19 protein-coding genes are annotated in these 19,355 nt (G+C 62.5%); 10 read left to right on the top strand and 9 right to left on the bottom strand.

Features of this window, described 5'->3' with window-relative positions:
* Positions 1–185 precede the first annotated feature (185 nt).
* Together LO787_RS05480 and LO787_RS05475 are read right to left on the bottom strand one after the other, a co-directional pair.
* Positions 186–824, bottom strand: coding sequence for a glutathione S-transferase family protein (locus LO787_RS05480; protein WP_232494841.1), 639 nt, complete (start codon positions 822–824; stop codon positions 186–188).
* A complete protein-coding gene (locus LO787_RS05475) occupies positions 821–2,140 on the bottom strand; it encodes a M24 family metallopeptidase (RefSeq protein ID WP_232494840.1) in 1,320 nt (439 codons plus the stop codon). The genes LO787_RS05480 and LO787_RS05475 overlap by 4 nt, the downstream gene beginning before the upstream one ends.
* A gap of 303 nt (positions 2,141–2,443) precedes the next feature.
* Between LO787_RS05475 and LO787_RS05470 the strand changes: the two genes are divergently transcribed.
* Positions 2,444–2,842, top strand: coding sequence for a cupin domain-containing protein (locus LO787_RS05470; protein WP_232494839.1), 399 nt, complete (start codon positions 2,444–2,446; stop codon positions 2,840–2,842).
* A 97-nt stretch (positions 2,843–2,939) separates the two neighbouring features.
* Positions 2,940–3,686 carry an SDR family NAD(P)-dependent oxidoreductase gene (locus tag LO787_RS05465; RefSeq protein ID WP_232494838.1) on the top strand — a complete coding sequence of 249 codons (747 nt, stop codon included), beginning with the start codon at positions 2,940–2,942 and terminating at the stop codon, positions 3,684–3,686.
* A gap of 83 nt (positions 3,687–3,769) precedes the next feature.
* Here LO787_RS05465 and LO787_RS05460 read toward each other — a convergent pair whose 3' ends face one another.
* The 3 genes from LO787_RS05460 to LO787_RS05450 all read right to left on the bottom strand — a co-directional run bounded on the left by LO787_RS05460 (position 3,770) and on the right by LO787_RS05450 (position 8,226).
* Positions 3,770–4,486 carry an SDR family NAD(P)-dependent oxidoreductase gene (locus LO787_RS05460; protein ID WP_232494837.1) on the bottom strand — a complete coding sequence of 239 codons (717 nt, stop codon included), beginning with the start codon at positions 4,484–4,486 and terminating at the stop codon, positions 3,770–3,772.
* A gap of 36 nt (positions 4,487–4,522) precedes the next feature.
* The gene (locus tag LO787_RS05455) at positions 4,523–6,964 is read right to left on the bottom strand and encodes a TonB-dependent receptor (protein WP_232494836.1); all 2,442 of its coding nucleotides are present in this window, start codon (positions 6,962–6,964) and stop codon (positions 4,523–4,525) included.
* A 122-nt stretch (positions 6,965–7,086) separates the two neighbouring features.
* On the bottom strand, positions 7,087–8,226 hold the full coding sequence (locus LO787_RS05450) for an LLM class flavin-dependent oxidoreductase (RefSeq protein WP_232494835.1): 1,140 nt from the start codon (positions 8,224–8,226) through the stop codon (positions 7,087–7,089).
* A 589-nt stretch (positions 8,227–8,815) separates the two neighbouring features.
* Between LO787_RS05450 and gtdA the strand changes: the two genes are divergently transcribed.
* The 7 genes from gtdA (at position 8,816) to LO787_RS05415 (ending at position 14,924) form a co-directional block, all read left to right on the top strand.
* Positions 8,816–9,811, top strand: coding sequence for a gentisate 1,2-dioxygenase (gene gtdA, locus LO787_RS05445; protein ID WP_232494834.1), 996 nt, complete (start codon positions 8,816–8,818; stop codon positions 9,809–9,811).
* A complete protein-coding gene (locus LO787_RS05440) occupies positions 9,808–10,506 on the top strand; it encodes a fumarylacetoacetate hydrolase family protein (protein ID WP_232494833.1) in 699 nt (232 codons plus the stop codon). The genes gtdA and LO787_RS05440 overlap by 4 nt, the downstream gene beginning before the upstream one ends.
* A complete protein-coding gene (gene maiA, locus LO787_RS05435; protein ID WP_232494832.1) occupies positions 10,503–11,153 on the top strand; it encodes a maleylacetoacetate isomerase in 651 nt (216 codons plus the stop codon). Before LO787_RS05440 ends, maiA begins: the two co-directional genes overlap by 4 nt.
* Complete coding sequence (locus LO787_RS05430) at positions 11,134–11,754, top strand: NADPH-dependent FMN reductase (RefSeq protein ID WP_476739341.1); 621 nt, start codon at positions 11,134–11,136, stop codon at positions 11,752–11,754. The genes maiA and LO787_RS05430 overlap by 20 nt, the downstream gene beginning before the upstream one ends.
* 72 nt (positions 11,755–11,826) lie before the next feature.
* On the top strand, positions 11,827–13,434 hold the full coding sequence (locus LO787_RS05425; RefSeq protein ID WP_232494831.1) for a long-chain-fatty-acid--CoA ligase: 1,608 nt from the start codon (positions 11,827–11,829) through the stop codon (positions 13,432–13,434).
* 282 nt (positions 13,435–13,716) lie between these two features.
* Positions 13,717–14,442, top strand: a complete 726-nt coding sequence (locus tag LO787_RS05420) for a Crp/Fnr family transcriptional regulator (RefSeq protein WP_232494830.1) — start codon at positions 13,717–13,719, stop codon at positions 14,440–14,442.
* Positions 14,443–14,648: 206 nt separating this feature from the next.
* Positions 14,649–14,924, top strand: coding sequence for a hypothetical protein (locus LO787_RS05415; RefSeq protein ID WP_232494829.1), 276 nt, complete (start codon positions 14,649–14,651; stop codon positions 14,922–14,924).
* Between the two features lie 144 nt (positions 14,925–15,068).
* On the opposite strand, the gene LO787_RS05410 is transcribed toward LO787_RS05415, so the two are convergent.
* From LO787_RS05410 to LO787_RS05395, 4 genes are all read right to left on the bottom strand, one after another.
* Positions 15,069–15,257, bottom strand: a complete 189-nt coding sequence (locus tag LO787_RS05410; RefSeq protein WP_232494828.1) for a hypothetical protein — start codon at positions 15,255–15,257, stop codon at positions 15,069–15,071.
* 264 nt (positions 15,258–15,521) lie between these two features.
* Complete coding sequence (locus LO787_RS05405; RefSeq protein WP_232494827.1) at positions 15,522–16,493, bottom strand: glutathione S-transferase family protein; 972 nt, start codon at positions 16,491–16,493, stop codon at positions 15,522–15,524.
* 48 nt (positions 16,494–16,541) lie between these two features.
* The gene (locus LO787_RS05400) at positions 16,542–17,585 is read right to left on the bottom strand and encodes an Atu2307/SP_0267 family LLM class monooxygenase (protein ID WP_232494826.1); all 1,044 of its coding nucleotides are present in this window, start codon (positions 17,583–17,585) and stop codon (positions 16,542–16,544) included.
* A gap of 10 nt (positions 17,586–17,595) precedes the next feature.
* Entirely contained in the window at positions 17,596–18,009 is a 414-nt protein-coding gene (locus LO787_RS05395; protein ID WP_232494825.1) for a DoxX family protein, read from the bottom strand.
* Positions 18,010–18,204: 195 nt separating this feature from the next.
* On the opposite strand from LO787_RS05395, the gene LO787_RS05390 reads away from it, so the two are divergent.
* On the top strand, positions 18,205–19,107 hold the full coding sequence (locus LO787_RS05390) for a LysR family transcriptional regulator (RefSeq protein WP_232494824.1): 903 nt from the start codon (positions 18,205–18,207) through the stop codon (positions 19,105–19,107).
* Positions 19,108–19,355: the final 248 nt, after the last annotated feature.

Here is a 19,355-nt window from a genome sequence, read left to right as displayed (position 1 = left end):
GTTGTTCATGTGCCGATCCGACCAGCGTCGGCATGCGCGCGATGCCGCAATTCAATACGGCATCGCGGTCATGGTCCGACCGCGCTTGGTTCGGCGTAGCCGATGCACTACACATTCGATTGCCTTGACACTACCATGAAGGTAGCCGAGCGCTCGGTATCGGTGCTTGCCTTCCCACAGTGGAATCAGTCCAGGAGCGGGGCGAACCCCGGCTCGGCCCTGGCCATCGCGGCCTGGTAGGCAGGACGCTGTCCGATCTGCGAGAGATATCGGCTGATAGCGGGGAAGCCGGAATGGTCTCGTGGATGAAAATGCCGCTGGGTCGTGAGCGGGAAAACCATCATGATATCTGCGGCGGTGAAGCGCTCCCCGGCGAAGAAGGGTGCCTGGGAGAGCCGGTCCTCGATGAACGGGTAGATGGGCGACAGGCGCATCCGCACGATCTCGAGGACCCGCTCGTCGGTAGCCCCTGCCATGGCTGTAATCAGATTGGTAATGATTGCTGGAAGGAAGGTTGCATTGGCAAAGTGCTTCCAGAACAGGAACGCATCGAAGTCACGACTTTCCGGTGCCACCTGCAACCTGCCGTCGCCATGCCGGGCAAGGATATGATCCACGATCGCACCCGATTCCGCGAGCATGCGGCCATCGCTTTCCACGAGTGGCGCAATGCCTAGCGGATGGAGCGCCTTGAAAGCTTCCGGGGCTCGCCCGTTGCGCTCCAGTCGTTCATACCGCGCAATGGTATAGGGCAGGCTCAGCTCTTCGCAGAGCCATGCTATCCGTTCCGATTGCGACCGGGCGAGATGGTGGACCACGATCATGCCACGACGCCGAGCTCACGTGGCACGTTGACCAGAACCTCGGCGCTGCCAGGGCGCACGACCATGAAATCCGCCAGCATCGTGCCGACATCGGGTTTCCAGTCAGGATCGTAGAGGTCAATGTTGTTGCCGAAGCACATCCCTTCCTCGAGAACGAAGTCTTCGAGCTGGTGTCCGTTCGCTGCAGGGAGGCCGTATCCTTCCTTGTAGACGACGGAAGGGAATTCGGGTGACGCCAGGCCCATGGCATGGAAGCCAAGCTCGACCCAGTCATACCCTGCCTTTTCCGCAGGCTTGCGGATCGCCCGCCATACCTCCCCAAGGGTATTGCCGACCTTGAATACCTCCTTGCTTACATCGAGGCACTCGACGGAGACCTTGTAGAGATCCAGGAGCTTGGACGGTGGTGTCTTGCCCAGGTAGATGCTGTACTCGGTATGGCATGAGTAACCGCCATACTTCGTGTGGTATTCGGTGAGGATCAGGTCCCCTTCGGAAAGCGGTCGCATGGAAGGTATCTGCGGCTGCTCGACGCCGTGCAGGAGGTGCCACAGTTCGTCGGAGGGATGCTCGACAGGCCCTGAATTGAAGAGGTTGAAGACGTTCGGCTCGCAACCATTGGCAATCTGCGTGCGAACCATCTCCGCGAAGACCTCAGCCTCCAGCACGCCGGGGCGCGCTGTCGCCATGACAGCGTCGATGACTTGGCGAGCCACCTTGCCAGCCTTGCGCAAGTGGCCGATTTCCTCCTCGCTTTTTACCAGCCGCATCTCCTCCAGCACCCAGGTCATGTCCTGGAAGACGGCGTTCGGAAGGAGAGCGCGAAGCGCGTCTCCTTCCGCCTGCAGCATCGTATTCGGCGCGAGCGTCGAGCCGAAGGCGACGAGGCCGATGCGGCCGCGATCCAACCCCAGTTCACGCAAGGTCTCGGCGATTGGCGCGAATCCCTGGAAAGGACGGATGTCGTCGACCCAGTCCTGAACGGAAAGATGGAAGTTGTAGGGCCGGTTCATGTGGGGCGGCGAATTCCACATCACCGGATCGCGATCGATCATGAATAACCCGTAGAGGGCCATCTTGGCGCCTACATGAAAGATGTAGCGGGTGTTCGCGCTGGCCATGTCGTAGAACATGTCATTGCTCGTGAACAGTAAGCAGTCCACTTTGGCCGCTCTCATCTTCTTGCGCAGGCGATCCCAACGGCGATCCCGTTCGGCCAGGGACAATAGCGGCATGTGCTGCTGGGGAACCTTCGTCGGTCTTGCGCCGTCGGGAATGCGTGCAGAGCCCGGGAACAAGGGAAGTGCTGCTGCCAAGTTTCATCTCCTAGGGATTATCGTAGACCCAAGACCCGTTTCATGGCGGGCGGCGATACCGCGTTCCCGCGCATTGGTGTAGTCGTTGGACTACACTTTCTTAGGCGTCGATCCCGGTGGCTGTCAACGCGTCTGTCGCGTCGGTTTGAACAATATCGTGGCCGGCAAACGTAGTTGACAGTCTACGGGCCAGTTAATAGCGATTGTGTAGCCCTTTGACTACAGCAAGACTCGGGTCGATCTCGCCGCTGTCGCGCGTGCCGCGAAGAGCCGACGGCCGGTTTAAAATACAAGGAGAGTACGATGATAAGGACCCCGCATCTCGCGATGGAAGACACTCTTGGCCCCCTTGAATCGCGATATGTCGATGTGGAAGGCCTCCCCTGGAAACCCACGCCATCGCCGGGGATCGAAATAAAAACGCTGATGGAAGATCGCGAAACCGGGCTCCTGACGGCACTTTTTCGCTGGAGACCTGGCGCCGTGCTCGCGCGACACGAGCATGTGGAAGTCGAGCAGACCTGGGTTCTGGAAGGCTCGATCGTTGACGATGAAGGGGAGGCTGTCGCCGGGAATTATGTCTGGCGGCCCAAGGGCAACCAGCATTTGGCCCATTCACCCGGTGGCGCGCTTGTGCTGTCCTTCTTTCTCAAGCCGAACAAGTTTCTCGAGGGCGATTTGCAAGGGCAGGAACTGCGATGATGGCAACGGAGCCGGTCCCATCGTCGAACAGCCATGACCGAGGTAGGGCGCGCGGGCTCGCAGCGTTTGCCGCCTCGCGCCGGCGGGGAGTAATTGCATGACCTCACCCGTCGATACACGCCGTCTCGTCGTCATCACCGGCGCCGCAGGCGGCCTGGGCACTGCGCTTGTCGAGGGGTTTGCGGGCGAAGGCTTCCATGTCGTCGGGCTCGATCGCGATAGACGTGCGCTGGAAGCGCTAAAGGAGTCGTACAAGACATCCTTCACGCCGCTCGTGATCGATTTGGAGGACGAGGCGGCTTTACGTTCGGCCCTGCTCGCACTTGCTCGCGTCGATGTCCTTGTCAATTGTGCGGTACTTCTCGCTTATGCACCGCTGGGGCAAATTGATTGGGACGAATTCGATCGGGCATGCGCCGTTGGCCTTCGGTCGGTCTTGATGACGACCGCAGTCCTGCAGCCGCTGCTGGCGTCATCGGGCGGATGCGTTATAAATTTTACCTCCCCCGTGGCCGATGTCGGGCTGGCCAATGCGGCAGTCTACAGCGCTATAAAGGGCGGCGTTGCAGCTTTCACACGACAAGCAGCAGTGGAACTTGGTCCCCAAGGTATTCGGGTAAACGCGATATGCCCCGGACCGACATCCACGCCGTTGGCCCAGCGAACCTTGTCCCGGGAGGACTGGGACGCGCGAAAGCGGCGGACGCCCTTGCGGCGTGTCGGCCTACCCGAGGACATAGCCGCAGCCGCGCTGTTCCTCGCCTCCCCCCAAGCCGGCTTCGTCACGGGACAGATCCTGCGCGTTGATGGGGGCATAACCATTGCGGGACCGGAAGCGCGTTGAGGATAGGGGCGACTGGCTTGCGACAGTCGCCCCTATCCTCCTTTTATTGCGGACCAGGTCCGAAACGTTCATACGGGGCAAATTCAGCGCGCCGTATAGCCTCCATCGATCACCAGGGAGGCTCCGGTGACAAATCGAGATTCGTCGCTCGCAAGATAAAGTACCCCCATGGCGACATCCTCTGGACGGCCGCGACGACCAAGCGGAGTCGCATCGACGATCGTTTGCAATTGCTCTTGGTCCCGCGCTCTCATGCGCGGGACGTCGATTATGCCTGGATGGATGGCGTTCGCACGCACGCCTTGGTGTGCATAAGTCACCGCCGCATTGCGGGTGAGGCCCAGCACCGCTGCCTTTGTCGCGTGGTAGGCCGCCAGGCCGGGCTGCGCGACGATGCCCAGCATCGAGGATACGTTCACGATGCTGCCTTGAGCCTTGACGAGAAGCGGAAGGAATTCGCGCATGCCCAGCATCACGCCTGTCTGGTTGACGGCTATGACCTCGTTCCAGTTATCAAGATCGGTACTGGCGATGTCTTCGAACACTCCAATACCCGCATTGTTAACGAGAATGTCGAGCCGCCCGAAATCCGCAGCAACACGGGCGGCCAGAGAACCCCATTCCTGTTCCGACGAGACGTCGAGCTGAACCGGAATGACAGTGTCAGGTAGCGGATCCGCTGGCAGCGCCCGGTCGGCAGCGTAGACCGTTGCCCCTTCTGCGGCGAGTAACTGCGTACAGGCGCTGCCGATTCCACCAAATGCGCCGGTAACGATTGCGATCTTTCCTGACACTCTCATTCAAAAGCCTACTCGATTGAAGGGCAACGGTCCTGATCAGTAACGCACCGACAACTTTATTCCGTAAGTTGCGGGCATGCCCGTGTACTGGACGATGGTATCAAGGACGAGCGTCGTCGATGTCGCGTAGAACTTGTTTGTCACGTTTCGCCCGAAGATGCTTACGGTGTACTTCCCATCCGGGCTGGCAAGGCTAGCCCGCAGATCGAGAAGTGTGTAGGCAGGCAACGAGAACGTCGGGTCGTTATACGTGTCGCGTGCACCGAGCGAAGTATCGGCCGGCCTTCCCGGGTCAGCTTGCGTGAGCGTGGCTCGGCTGCGTCCCTGGTAGGTCAAGCTGGCACCGATCGAGGCCTTCAGTCCATCGGACACAGCCCAGTCATAGCCGATGTCGGCAGAGGCGGAGAACTTTGGGGTGAAGGGGAAGCTCATTCCCGTTACCGGTACTGCGGCGGCCGGGTCATGCGCACGGCTGGGGAAGGTCGTGTAGTCCGAGCCATCAGGATTGCTGCGAACCCGTGAGCGGACGTAAGTGGCGTTTGCCGATGCGCTGAGACCTTCGAACGGACGCAGCAGGACTTGGCCCTCTGCACCAAGGATGTCCGAGCGGGGAATGTTCGACAAGCGCTCCAGAACGCCGAAGATGTTCACGAACCGGCCGCGGATCTGCTTGCCCTTGTAGTCATAGTAGAACGCTGCACCGTTGATCTGGACCGAGCGCCCGGCAATCGGGAGCTTGAAGCCGAGCTCGTAGGCAGTCAGCCGCTCCTGCCGAACCGGCGCCAGCTGGCTACTTAGGTTCGCGCCGGTCATTACGAAGCTTCCCGCCTTGTATCCGCGGCTCACGTTCGCATAGAGCAGCTTGTCATCGGCGAACGGCTTCCAGTTCAAGTTCGCGCGCCAGGACACATTGTCCTGGTCTAGGTCATCCTCGTAGAAACCGGAGGCGAACTGGTCTGCCGGTACTGCGTCGGGAGCGTCATTGAGAGTGATGCATTCGCCCGGGGCGGTCGTGCGCGCCCTCCCGAGCACTTGCTCCTGGATGCTGCCCACGATGTTCGCCAAACCACCATCGCCGCCGTCAGCAGTGCATCCCCGGTAATGCGTGCGAGACGATGTGTACCGGACGCCGGCTTCGACCTGGAGGCGATCGCTGAACTGATAGTCCCCGCTTGCAAACGCGGCGAGCGTTGAGATCCGGGTGAACCCCTTCGGATCGTCGAGCAGGAATGCGCCGAATGGCGACACTTGCAACCCGCCGCCGGCAGGATTCTGTTGCTGCATATAGATGTCGGCGATCTTGCTGCGCTGGTAACTCACGCCGGCATTAAGGTGCATGCGCTTGTCGAGGAACTCGCCCGAGCCGCGCAGTTCCTGATAGAAATCCCTGATCCTGCCGGACGTCTTCTGGACAAAATCGGCCGCAGAGGTGCCATCGCCGTCGACCTCGGAATCCCGGCTGAAGTCGCTATATGCCGTGATCGATGTCAATTGCACGTTCGAAAGCAGGTCATAGTCGGCGCGCAGCGAGCCCTGGATGAACCAGTCGTCGTGACGCAAAGCCGCACCGGGCGTCCAGTCAGCGATGCGAGGGTCGCGTGGATGAAGCCGCTGCGCGGCGATCGACACGCCGACTTCCGGACTTATCGTGTTGCCTGTCGTGGTGAGTTCTTCGAGCGCGCGCCCCGCAAACGTGTCGCCCTTGTCGATCCATCCGTTTACCATGAGCGAGAGCTTCAGGTCGGACGAGGGCTGCGCATCGAGGATCACCCTGCCTCGGGTGAAGTTCTGGTCACCCAAGGTGTCATCCCGCGTGGCGCTTTTCTGCCAGGCACCGCCTTGGGTAGTCGCACCCGCCACGCGAATGGAGACGTCGGTTGCGATCGGGCCGCTGACGAAGGCGTTCGCGTCGAACTGGCCAAAGCGGGCATAGCCCCAGTCCAGGCCGGCCGAGAAGTCCGCAGTAGGCTTGGCGGCAATGTAGTTGATGAGTCCGCCTGTTGAATTCTGGCCAAAGGTCGTCCCCTGCGGGCCCTTCAAGACTTCGAGGCGCTCAAGGTCGAGCGCTGCCCCTCGCGCCAGGATCGGAAATACGAGCGGAACCTGGTCGACATACATGCTGACCGTCGGCGCAGCGGCAAGGGTCTGTTCGAAGAAGCCGACGCCGCGCAAGGTGTAGACAGGTGTGTCGCGGTAATCGCTTGTGACTGTGAGCGACGGAACGATCTTCGTCAGGTCCTCTGGCCGCGCGATCCCGCGCGTATTGATCTGCTCGGAGCCGATAGCGGCAATCGACATCCCCACGTCGTTCAGGTTCTGGCTCCGCTTCTGGGCCGTCACGATGATGTCGCCGATGCCTGCGTCCTGCTCTTGCGCAGCTTGAGCATGCGCCGTGCCCACCGCACCCATCAAGCCGATCCCGGCCAGCATGGTGGTCGACCTCAGCAGGCCATGACGGATCGTTTCGTTGCAAAGCATATCTTCCCCTCCTTCTGTTGTGTTTTTTTTGCAGGCAGGCGGCAGCAGAGGGAAAATCCCTCAAGCTGCCTTGCCTTTTATTGAGTACTGCTAGTCCCTTGCGGGATGGGGCCGCCGCCGTGTCAGGCAGCCAGGACATCCCCCCCGCCGAACTTCGAGCGCAAGCCCGCTGCCTCCATCAATGGGAGAACGTCACGAGTGAAGCGGGCAAGCCCATCCATGAAGTCGACCCAGGTCAGGACGACGCCATCGATTCCGCCATCGGCCAGCAAGCTCAGGCGCTTGACGATCGTTTCAGGGGTGCCGACCAGTGGGAAGCCACCGGCGCCTGCGACGAAGCGGCTGCGGGCCGCCTTGAGCGCCTCGGGAGGCATGAGTTGCGCCTCGGCGGCGAGTGCCTTCAGCCAAGCGTCGGCAGCGACGCTATCCTCATGCTCGACGCTGTAGCGGTGAAGGTAGGCCTGCGCCTGTTCATCGGTTTCCCCCTGTACCACGTAGGCACTGCTCCAGACTTGCACCTCGCGACCGAACTCCTGACGCGCAAGGTCCTTGTACTCGTTCACTTGGGCCGCGATCGTCGCAGGGTCGTCTCCCTTGAGGACTACGAAGCACATGTCGGCATGCTGCGCGGCAAACCGGACCCCGCGCGGCGAACCGCCGGCATTCATGATCGGCGGGCGCGGCCGCTGTACGGGCTTGGGCGCGGAAACGGCGTCCACGACGTTGAAGAATTTTCCGTGATGATCAAAGGCGACGTCTGATTGCCAGAGCCGCGAGACGATCTCGAGCCACTCGCCAAGATAGTCGTAGCGCTGGTCGTGTTCCTGCAGCGGCCGGCCGAACATTTCCAGTTCTGGTCGGTTCCAGCCGCCAACGACGTTAAGCCCGAAGCGGCCGTTCGATATGATATCAATCGTGGCGCATTGCTTGGCTGCCACGATCGGATGATAGGTGGGGGCGTGCGACGTCGAGAAGATGGCTGAGTAGCGGGTGGATGCCGAAATCGCGGCAGCCCAGGTGAATGGATCCATGACGTTGCCCGTCCGGTCGTCCGGCTGCCCGGTGACGAACCCTTTCCACCGCGAATAGGGAACGATTGCTTCGAACCCTGCGACATCTGCCATCTGGGCAAGCTTCCGTGTGTCCGGCCAAGTTGCCATATAGCTTTCCGGCACAGTCGTAAGGTTCGGACCTTTGCCGTTGGTGCAGAATGTGCCCAGCTTCATCCTGTTTCCATTGAAGACAGGATTCTGAGTATTCATGAGTATTCCCTCCCAGGCGCTATTTTTGAGGTTGGAAGCAGGCGGAACTCCGGTCTCTGGCTAAAGCAGACCATTATCAATCGCTCCGGTAGCTCCGAAGTGGGCAACCACGGCCCCAAAGTCAATCAAAAAGTGTAGTCATGCGACTACATAATTGTAATCGGCGTGCGATGCCGTGTCGTTGGCATGGTCTCGCCTCCTTCTGGTCCGATATTGCGGTGTTCGGAACTCCGCAGATCTCGCGGATCTCGCGCAGCGCACCGAGCGCGCCCATGACAAGCAGCTCTCGCGAAAGGGAGGAGCGGTTCATGCACGATCGCACCGCCTTGCGGTTCTTCGCACCGCGTCTGTTTCTTGTCTGGAAGAACCAGGTTCGGGAAAACCGAGGGTTCAGGTGGTTCGGGGCCCAGGTGATTGACCTTCCGCCACGCCCCTTTCGTGCCTTGAGCGCAATGCAATTGACTTGGGGAGCGGCTTTGATCCATTAAGACTGTAGTCAAGCGACTACATTGTTTTCGCAGGAAGAGGATATTGCGCTGTGCATCGCCCTAATGAGCAGAGGCTGCAGCTCGAACAGCTGTACGAAGAAATGAGTCCCTCGGCGCTCGCGCCGCTATGGGAAGTCCTGAACAACCTCGTCCTGCCCGAGCCCTCGTCTCCAGCGAAGGTGCATCGCTGGCACTATGCGGAAGCCCGCGACTACCTCATGCGCGCCGGGGACCTCATCAGCGCGAGGGAAGCAGAGCGACGCGTACTGATTCTGAAGAATCCCGGACTGGGCGGCGAAGCCGCAATCACTCGCTCGTTGTACGCTGGCCTGCAGCTCGTGCTGCCTGGCGAAGTCGCGCCTTGCCACCGCCATTCCCAGTCTGCACTGCGCTTCGTGCTGGAAGGTACGGGCGCTTTCACCGCCGTCGACGGTGAGAAGGCGATCATGCGCCCCTACGACCTTGTTCTGACCCCCGGCGGGCAATGGCACGATCATGGAAACACCAGCGAGCAGCCGGTGATCTGGCTCGACGGCCTCGACATTCCGACGGTCACGCATTTCGATGCCAGTTTTGCCGAGCGGCTCGGAGAAGATGCGCATCCACAGACCCGGCCTGCCGGTGATACGCTGGCTCGCTACGGTCGGAACATGCGTCCGCTTCCCGGCAGCATGGCCGATACCCGTCCCGCCGGGCAAGCGCTGTTCCATTATCCTTACGCCGAGTGGCGAGGCGCTTTGAGCAAGCTGGCCGAAACCAAGGCCCCCGACCCGCATGACGGCTACGCCCTGGAATTCTTCAATCCGGCCACAGGCGGGCCGATCATGCCGACGATTTCGGCGCAGGCGCAGATGCTTCCCGCAGGTCTCGTCACCCGCCCGCGCCGTGCCTCCGCGGGAGCGGTGATCGTGGTGGTGGAGGGAAGCGGCGAATTGCGGATCGGCGACGAGACGATGGCCGTAGAGCCTCGCGATATCATCGCGGTGCCTGCCTGGAAGCCGCTGGTGATCGACGCCTGGTCGGACCTCACACTTTTCGCATTCTCCGACAGGGCAGCGCAGCAGGCCCTCAACATCTATCGGGAGCATCTCGCATGACCATCCTCTTCAATCCAATCGATCCGGTGATCGCGCCGACCGCAGACGGCAACGAATTTCCCGTTCGGCGAATCTTCTGCATCGGCCGCAATTACGCGGCTCATGCCCGTGAGATGGGCAAGGATCCGGACCGGGAACTGCCGTTCTTCTTCACAAAGTGGGCCGAGACGGTGGTCCCGTCGGGATCGACGATCGCCTATCCGCCGCAGACCCAGGATTTCCACTTCGAAGCCGAACTCGTGGTGGCCATCGGTACCGGCGGGCGCAATATATCTGCGGAACGAGGCCTCGAACATGTCTACGGCTACGCCGCCGGGCTCGACATGACGCGCAGGGATATCCAGCTGGCCGCCCGCGACCAGGGAAGACCGTGGGATTCGGGAAAGAACGTCGAGGAATCAAGCCCGCTCGGGTTGATCCATCCAGTCGCGCTTGTCGGTCATCCCAGCTCCGGAGCCATACGCCTCACCGTCAATGGCGACGTTCGCCAAAGCGCGGATCTTCGGGAGCTGATATGGCCGGTTGCCGATATCGTCTCCTATGTCTCCAGGTTCTATCGGCTGGAACCGGGTGACCTGATCTATACCGGAACCCCAGCAGGCGTAGGGCCGGTCGTGGAAGGCGATCGCATCGAAGTGACCATCGCCGGCCTCAGCGACCTTCGGATCGAAGTCGGGGCGGCAGCCTCGCAATGATGGCATCGCTTGCACGCCTGCACGAGTTCTCCAGGTCGACCGCGTCCTACCGCGTCCGAATTGCCCTCAACCTCAAGGGCATCCCGTACGAAAGTGTCGAATACAAACTTCGAGAGGGCCAGCAGCGCGAGGCGGAGTACCTGCGGATCAACCCCCAGGGCCTCGTTCCTGCCTTGGAGATCGACGGGGCTACATTGACCCAGTCGCTGTCGATCTGCGAGTATCTGGACGAGACAAGGACGTCGCCTCCGCTGCTGCCTCCAGGCACCGAGGATCGTGCGAAAATCCGCGCCTTCGCGCAGGTCATCGCCTGCGACATTCATCCAGTCCAGAACCTCAAGATCCTCCAGCGGCTCGGAAGTTTCGGCCTCGAGCCCTCGGCGGTCACGACATGGGCCGCCACGACGATCGAGGAGGGGCTCGATACCTGCAACAGCCTACTTCCGGCCAAGGAGCAAGAGTTCTGCTTCGGCGCCCAACCAAGCCTCGCGGACATCTGCCTCGTACCCCAGCTGCTCAATGCCCGGCGCTTCGGTGTCGACTTGCGTTGGCCAAGGTTGCTCGCGGTCGAAGCGGCATGCCTCAGGCGGGATGCCTTCGTGCGAGCCTCGCCTGATGAGGGCGGCCGTGAAGGCACGCCGCAGTAACCTTCGTGAGGATCATGTCGTGATGAAAAAGAATCGAAATGCACTCGTCGTAGGCATCGGCGGGACGATCGGCGGCGATTCCACGACCGAGCGCGCCCTGCGGATTGCGCTCGGTCACGTGGAGGCGCAAGGTCTGGCCACGCGCCTGTTCGGTGGGGAGGCGCTGGGCGAACTGCCGCTCTTCAATCCAAAATCGCCCGCGCGGACCACCGGCGAGCAGGACCTCGTTGCAGCCATTCGTTCGTGCAGCGGCGTCATACTGGCGACCCCGGGCTATCACGGCTCGATTTCCGGCGCACTTAAGAACGCGCTCGATCTGCTGGAGGACACGGCGAAAGACGAGCGCAGCTATCTTTCGGGATTGCCGGTGGGTATCGTAGTGACCGCCTACGGCTGGCAGGCTACCGGATCGACACTCGCGACGATGCGCTCGATCGTGCATGCGCTTCGAGCATGGCCGACGCCATTCGCCGCGACCATCAACGCTCTCGAGACAAGAATAGACGCCGACGGTAGCACGGACCGACTGGTGCTTGAGCAATTGTGCCGCGTCGGGGAGCAAGTCGTTCGCTTTACGCCGCAGGCGCACCCCGCGCCATAGCGCACAGGAAGACGCGCCTCGAGCACTCACGCTGATATGCGTTTCGAACAAGAAAATAGAAAGGGGAGAACTATGCTCGGATTGATGCAGGACTGGCGCCTGACCTTGGACAAGATCTTGTCCTACGCTGCGCGAGAGCACCCCGATACCGCAGTTATCGACCGCTCGGTTACGCAGTCGCAAGTTTGCGATTACCGCAGCCTGGAAAGAGAAGCCCGGCGCTTTACGAAGGCGCTGCTTCGCCATAACGTCGTGGCGGGCGACAGGGTCGCGACATTGCTCTGGAACGATACGGCACACTTGGCCGCCTGGTATGGCACGATGGGCATGGGGGCAGTGCTGCATACCCTGAATCCGAGGTTGCATGTCGACCAGATCGGATGGATCGCGAACCACGCAAAGGACCGCATGCTCGTTGCGGACGCGCGGTTCCTGGATATCGTCGAGGTCATCGTCGCCGCGGCCCCCGGCATCGAGACGATCGTTCTGGTAGGAGGCGGAGCAGGCCTGCTGAAATGCGGGCGTCCGGCGATCAGCTTCGATGCATTCCTTGCGAGCGGCGACGAGGGCGCCCCGCAGTGGGGAGAATTCAGCGAGGAAAGCGCGGCCGGACTGTGCTATACCTCGGGTACCACAGGCGATCCCAAGGGCGTTCTCTACAGCCACCGCTCGAACTTTCTTCATGCCTTCGCAGCCAACCAGCCCAACGCCTTCGGCATTCGCGAAGGCGAAACCGTGCTTCCTATCGTCCCCATGTTCCATGCCAACGCCTGGGGCCTGACATTCATGGCACCGATGGCCGGCGCATCGTTGGTTCTGCCGGGGTCGCGGCTCGATGGGCCGTCGCTCGCCGGAGCCATCAACGAGCAGGGCGTGACGATCGCAGCGGGAGTTCCCACTGTCTGCATGGGCTTGCTCGACCACTTGCGCGCAACTGGTTCGCGACCCGAGTGCTTGAAGCGGCTCATCATCGGGGGGGCTGCCGTCACGCCTGACCTTGTCGAGGGCTTCGAACGCGATTTGGGTGTCGAGGTGATCCACGCTTGGGGAATGACCGAACTATCTCCCGTTGGGTGCATCTCGAAAAAGCCCGTCAACGAGAATCGGCGGCTCGTGGATCTGGGGCGCGCAGCGCGATTGCGCCAAGGGTCTCCGATCTTTCCTCTTGAAACGCGCATACAGGATGAAACCGGCGCCCCGGTACCACATGACGATCGCACGCCGGGACACCTCGCGGTCAAAGGGCCGTTCGTGACGAAGACCTACTTCGCCGGCACCTCGGAAGTGATCGATGCCGAGGGGTTCTTTGACACCGGCGACATTGCCGTGCGCGACCAGCATGGCTCGATCCGGATTGTCGACCGGGCCAAGGACATCATCAAGTCCGGCGGTGAATGGATATCCGCGCTCGAGATCGAGACGCTGGCGAGCGCGCTGCCCGGGGTGGCGGCGGCTGCGGTCATCGGTGTCCCGGACGTCAAATGGGGGGAACGGCCCATGCTCGTCGTCGAGCCCAAGGCCGATGCCATTCTCGAGGCCGAGGCTATCCTCGCCGGACTGGACGGCCAGATTCCCAAGTGGTGGATGCCTGAACGCATCGAATTCAGGACGATACCGCTGGGCGCGACGGGCAAAATCGACAAGAAGACGCTTCGAACGATGATGGCGGCGGAGGGCTGATCGGCCCTGAGCCGGGCCTGTTGCCGGCTCCGCTGACGTCGAAGCGCCAATCTTCCCGTCGGCGCCTTGGCGTAGCGGCCCTCCGGGTAAGGTTCGCCGGCCCGACGTGACGCAGCGGTCCGAGGCCGTGCGGGCGCAGAGCTCCGGGCCGCTCCGAGTGGAATGACGGTTTCCCTTCCAGCTCTCACCTCTCATCCGAGCAATAGGGGACAATGTATGTTAATGCTTGCTCGCTTGTCGCCATGCCAGTTTGCGATGCGCCATGCGATGGGAGCCGAAAAAATGCTGTTCGAGCCCGTGATCCGCAAATTGAGCGCGCTCGAAGCATTGACGAGCGCCGAGGTCGACGCGGTGAAGGCGCTGTGCCGCGACACGCGAACAATCCGCCGGCACAAGGACGTAATCAGCGAAGGGGAGCGGCCTGACAGCGTTCACCTGGTGCTGTCGGGCTGGGCTGCACGATATGCCATCCTCCCCGACGGCACCCGGCAAATCACCGCGTTCCTGGTTCCCGGCGACTTTTGCGATATGCACGTTACCACCCTGGCACGCATGGATCACAGCATCGGGGCGATCACCGATTGCACCGTAGCCTTCATCCCCAAGTCGCTCATGGATGAGATAACGCGTTCAACGCCGGTACTCACACGCGCATTCTGGCGTGCGACCCTGATCGACGAGGCCATCCTGCGGCAATGGCTGGTCAGCACTGGACGGCGCGACGCCAAGGCAGGCATCGCCCATCTTCTTTGCGAGCTGCATATACGCCTGCGGCTCGTGGGATTGACGAACGAGGGCGACCTCGCGCTTCCCTTGACGCAAGCGGATATCGCCGATGCGACGGGCCTCACGCCCGTGCACGTGAACCGCACGCTGCGCGACTTGCGGGAGGGCGGCCTGATCGGTGAAGGCCACCGCATTCGCCTTCTCGACGTCCCGGGCCTTCGCAAGATTGCGGGTTTCCACCCCAGTTACCTTCATTTGAATGAAGCCGATGCGGCTGCCTGAAACCTGGCAGAGCGCACCGGGCACCCCGGAGCGGGTCGGTGAGCATTCGGTGTCGTTGCACACATTCGTTTGTTCACTGTCGCATTTCCGGCGCTCGAAAAGAGCCCAGTCGATGCAGATGCCGCGTGTTGGCGAGCCACCTTTCTTGCGGGTGGCCGGCATGATAGCCGCCTGACATGGCAGATTTTCCTCTCATCCGTGCCGCCATGGCCGTGCACGAAATCACCAGTCCTGCCTACGACGTGGACTCGGGCTCTCCTGTCGACGGACCGGACCTCCAGCAGTGCATCCGGATTGCGCGAGCCGTCCTGCTCGCCCTGCGGGATCCGAGCGACAGGATGCTGGACGCGGCGGGGGGCCTTTCCGCGTCGCTCGACGGCTGCGTCGGCGAGGACGAAAGCGGCGCAGCTTCGATTTCGCGGCGCGCTGTTGCCGATGCCTGGAAAGCGATGATCGATGCGGCGTCGCAAGATGGGCGCTGATGACGTGCGAGGGCCGGTGCTTCCTTGTCGTGGCGCCTTTGCGGCCGCCTCTTCGATCGAGTGCGCCTGCTGGAGCCTGTCCGAACGCTTGGCTGCGTTTTGAACTACGACAGCGTTGTCGATCGCCTGCGCCGTGCAGGGGGACTAGAAGACGGTAAAGCGCATCTCGGCCGCAACCTTGCGAACGATTGCCACTGTTTCATCGACAGGGAGGCTATGGCCGAGCCGCTGGTACTGAGAGGCAATGCTGGCGGCGCTGCGGATCGACATCGGTTGTCCGATTTCCGCCATGTCCCTGCGCACCTGTTCTTCAAGCCGGTCGATTTCGCCCACTATCCTGCCCTTGCCTTGTCGAGTAGCCACTCACGTCTCGACAACCCACAGGCTTGAAAACGGCTGCGCAGGAAAAATTACCCCTCAAAAAAGGGGCGGGGAAACCGGCGTGAAGAAGCCTGATCTTGACCGAGCCACCAGGGGGCTTGGCGGCCCGCTGACAACGGGGCAATCCCTTCGGCCGGCGTGGGGCGGGGCCGCGCGACCCTGGGAATGGCCCAGGGCGGCGGCCTCGCCAATAACCTTTACGAGGATCGGCGTGTCCTATTCGACGGCGTCGACTTCGTCCTCGGCTGGTTCATCGAAGTCGCGCTCGGGGCCGATCGGTACGATGCCGGTCGGGTTCAGGAAGCGATGGCTACCGTAGTAGTGGCCCTTGATGTGGGTGAAATCGACGGTCGGGCGGATCGCCGGATGGCCATGCAGGCGGCGGGTGAAGGCCCAGAGCCGGGGATAGTCGACCAGCGCGCGCAGATTGCACTTGAAATGCCCGAAGTACACCGGATCGAAGCGGACCAGCGTCGTGAACAGGCGTATGTCGGCTTCCGTCAGGCGTTCGCCTACGAGGAATCGCCGGCCTTGCAGATGCTCCTCGAGCCAGTCGAGCGTCGCGAAGACGTCGCTTGCCGCTTCCTCGTAGGCTTGCTGCGTTGTCGCAAAGCCGGTGCGGTAGACGCCGTTGTTGAGACCGTCGTAGATCCGCTCGTTGACCTCGTCGATCTGCTGGCGCAGTCCCGCCGGATAGTAATCCCCCGGCTGCGCACCGCAGCCGTCGAAGACGGTGTTGAACATCCGGATGATCTCGGACGATTCGTTCGATACGATTGTCCCGGTCTTCTTGTCCCATAGCACCGGGACCGATACCCGCGACGTGCAGGACGGATCGGACAGCGTGTAGATCTCGTGCAGCAGCCTTGCGCCGTTCACGCCGTCTGGGATGACGCCGGGGCCGGGGAGGAATGTCCAGCCATCTTCCTCCATCAGCCAGTGCACTATCGAGATATCGACAAGCGCTTCCAGTCCCTTGAGACTGCGCATGATGAGGGTGCGGTGAGCCCACGGGCACGCCAGCGAGACGTAGAGATGATAACGCCCCGGCTCGGGCGCATACGTCGCCCCGGCGGCGTCCGCCTCGATCCTGTTGCGAAAGACCGAGGGCGGGCGTCGCAGCTTGCCTTCGTTCATCAAGGCGTCGAGACCGCCGCGGTGCCACGCACCATCGATGAGTTCACCCATTGCAGATATCCTTGGTTGGCATGAAACCGCTGTGTCCCTGCTTGAAGATCATGATGTCCCTTTCGCCCCGGCCCGGCGAATCGCAGGGGCGACTTCCTGGCCCAGAAGCTCGATCGAGCGCCGCATCGCGGCCTGGTCGTTCTCGCCGGAACTCATCTGGAAAGTGATGCGCGAGACCCCGCCAAGGGCTTCGCTCGCGGCCCGGGCGCGCAAGGTGGCGGTTTCAGGGCTTCCAACCAGATAAGCGCCGGAGGGAGAACAGGCCGCATCGAACTGTGCCCGGGTGGGCGGGGCCCAGCCGCGCTCCCTGGCGGCTATTCCAAACATGCGAGCCCAGCCCGGGAAGAACAGGTCTCGTGCCTCCTGGTCCGTTTGAGCGACAAAGCCGATCGCATGGACGCCGACCTTGAGCTGCTCCGGCGCATGTCCGGCATGGCGACCGGCCTCCTTGTACAGGTCGACGAGGGGACGGAAGCGCTCAAAGCCTCCGCCGATGATCGCGATCATCAGGGGCAGGCCAAGCGCACCGGCTCGCGCGAAGCTATGCGGCGTGCCGCCAACCCCGAGCCAGACGGGAAGTACCTCCTGCGCCGGGCGCGGGTAGATGCCTTGCCCCGTCAGTGCCGGGCGGAAGCGGCCATTCCAAGTGACATGCGTATGTTCGCGTACCTTCAGGAGCAGGTCCAGCTTCTCGGTGAAAAGCGCATCGTAGTCGGGCATCGCGTGGCCAAAGAGCGGGTAGGCCTCGAGCGAGGAGCCGCGGCCCACGACCATTTCCGCCCGGCCATTGGAGATCAGGTCGAGCGTCGCGAAGTCCTGGAAGACCCGGACCGGGTCATCCGCACTCAGCACGGTGACCGCGCTCGTCAACCGGATGCGGCTCGTCCGGGCCGCTGCCGCGGCCAGAATCACGGCCGGGGCCGAATCGAGCGTATAGTCCTTGTGATGTTCACCGATGCCGAAGACGTCGATGCCGGCGCGGTCGGCGATCTCGATCTCCTCCAGCAACTGGGCCATGCGCTGTGCCGCCGTCACGCCCGCGCCGTCGGCGGCAGGCAAGTTGACGGCGAAACTGTCGATGCCGATTTCCATAGTGGATCCTTCAGGCAGCGCCGGCGCCGGCATTGCGGCTCGCCCGGCCATCGAGCCTCAACGCGCCTGCCCCGAAAACCGCAACCTGCAGGAGGCCGCCCACGATCGCAATGTTCTTGAGGAAGTGGATCATCTGGTTCTGGTCGGCGAAGTCACTATGGAAGAACACCGCGGTCGCGAACGTGAACACGGCCAGCCCCAAGGCGACGATCCGCACGCGGTAGCCCGCGATCAGCAGCAGGCCGCCTGCGACTTCGACGATAATCGCAAGGCTCAGCGCGAGCGCCGGAGCGGGCAGTCCGGCAGAGGCGATGTAGGCCTGCGTCGCGGCCGGGGCGGCCAGCTTGCCCACGCCGCTGAGAAGAAACAGCGCTGCCATCGAGATGCGGCCCGCCAGGGCCAGGCCATTGTTGTTCGTCAGCATGTCTTGTCGTCCGATATGATCAGGAAGGTGCAGGAGCCCCGCGCAGCATGGCTGCACGAGGATCCGATGAAACCCGGTGCGCGCGCTGCCTGTTCGCATCGCGTCACATCGTCGGCGAACGCCATATTGCCATTGCGGCGATCGTAGCAGCCGGTATGTTCCTGTACTTTCCATCGGAACGGCCGATACATCGCCATGCTTGAAAGTGTCTCGCTCGACCAGCTCAGAGCCTTCGTCGCCGCCGTTGAGACCGGCAGCTTCTCGGGCGCTGCTCGGCGCCTGCTGCGCACGCAGTCCGCCATGAGCGAAGCGATAGCCGCCCTGGAGACCCATCTTGGTGTGTCTCTCTTCGACCGCGGCGGCCGCTACCCGAAGCTGACGGCAGAAGGTACCGCGCTGCTCCTCGACGCGCGGCAGGTCCTCTCGGCGATGGACGTCATGAAGGCCCGCGCCAAGGGGATGGCCTCCGGCATCGAAGCGGAACTGGCCATCGTCGTCGACGTCTTCTTTCCGCTCCAGGCCCTGGCAGGCGCGGCCACCGAGTTTCGACGGGAATTTCCCGCAACGCCGCTGCGCATCTATGTCGAGGCGCTCGGCGCCGTGGTCGAGCCGGTGCTCGATGGCCGCGCGGCCTTCGGCATCGCAGGCTCGCTACCGCTGCTTCCCGCCGGACTGCGCGCCGAACGCCTGATGAGCGTGGGCTTCGCCATGGTCGCATCGGCTGACCACCCCCTCGCATCCTGGAACGGTATCATCCCGCATGACGAACTCGCCCGCCATGTCCAGCTCGTCCTGACCGACCGCTCCGAGCTGACAAGGGACCGGGAATTCGGGGTCATGTCGGCGTCGACCTGGCGGCTTGCCGATCTTTTCGCCAAGCACGCCTTCCTCTTGAGCGGGCTCGGCTGGGGCGGCATGCCTGTACATGCCGTCGAGGCGGACTTGCGCTCGGGGCGCCTTGTCACGCTGTCCGTGGAGGGCGTGCCCCCCGGCCATGCACTTCCCATGTCCGCCGTCTATCGCAGCGCCGCTCCGCCCGGACCGGCCGGCCGCTGGATGATCGACCGGCTGCAGGGCTGCTCCTCCTCGCTTTCCTGACATCGGGGAGGGCCAGGGCCAGGCGGGTCCGACCTGCAATCGGGTTGCACGCTCGCCCTTGGCGCGACGGCCTGCCCAGTGAAGTCTTCGCGGACATTGCTCGCGGCCTCCTGCAAGGCACCGCGTCGCGCCGGACACGGGCACGCCCCGGCGCTTGCCAAGACCCGCTCGGAAATCGCTGTCCGGTCAAGGTGCCGCTGCCGGTCGATGAAATAGGGGCAGGCCCTTCCACGCTGCGATCGACGTCA

This window comes from Novosphingobium kaempferiae, from assembly GCF_021227995.1.
Taxonomy (GTDB): Bacteria; Pseudomonadota; Alphaproteobacteria; order Sphingomonadales; family Sphingomonadaceae; genus Novosphingobium; species Novosphingobium kaempferiae.
This window is presented reverse-complemented; position numbering and strand designations above follow the sequence as displayed.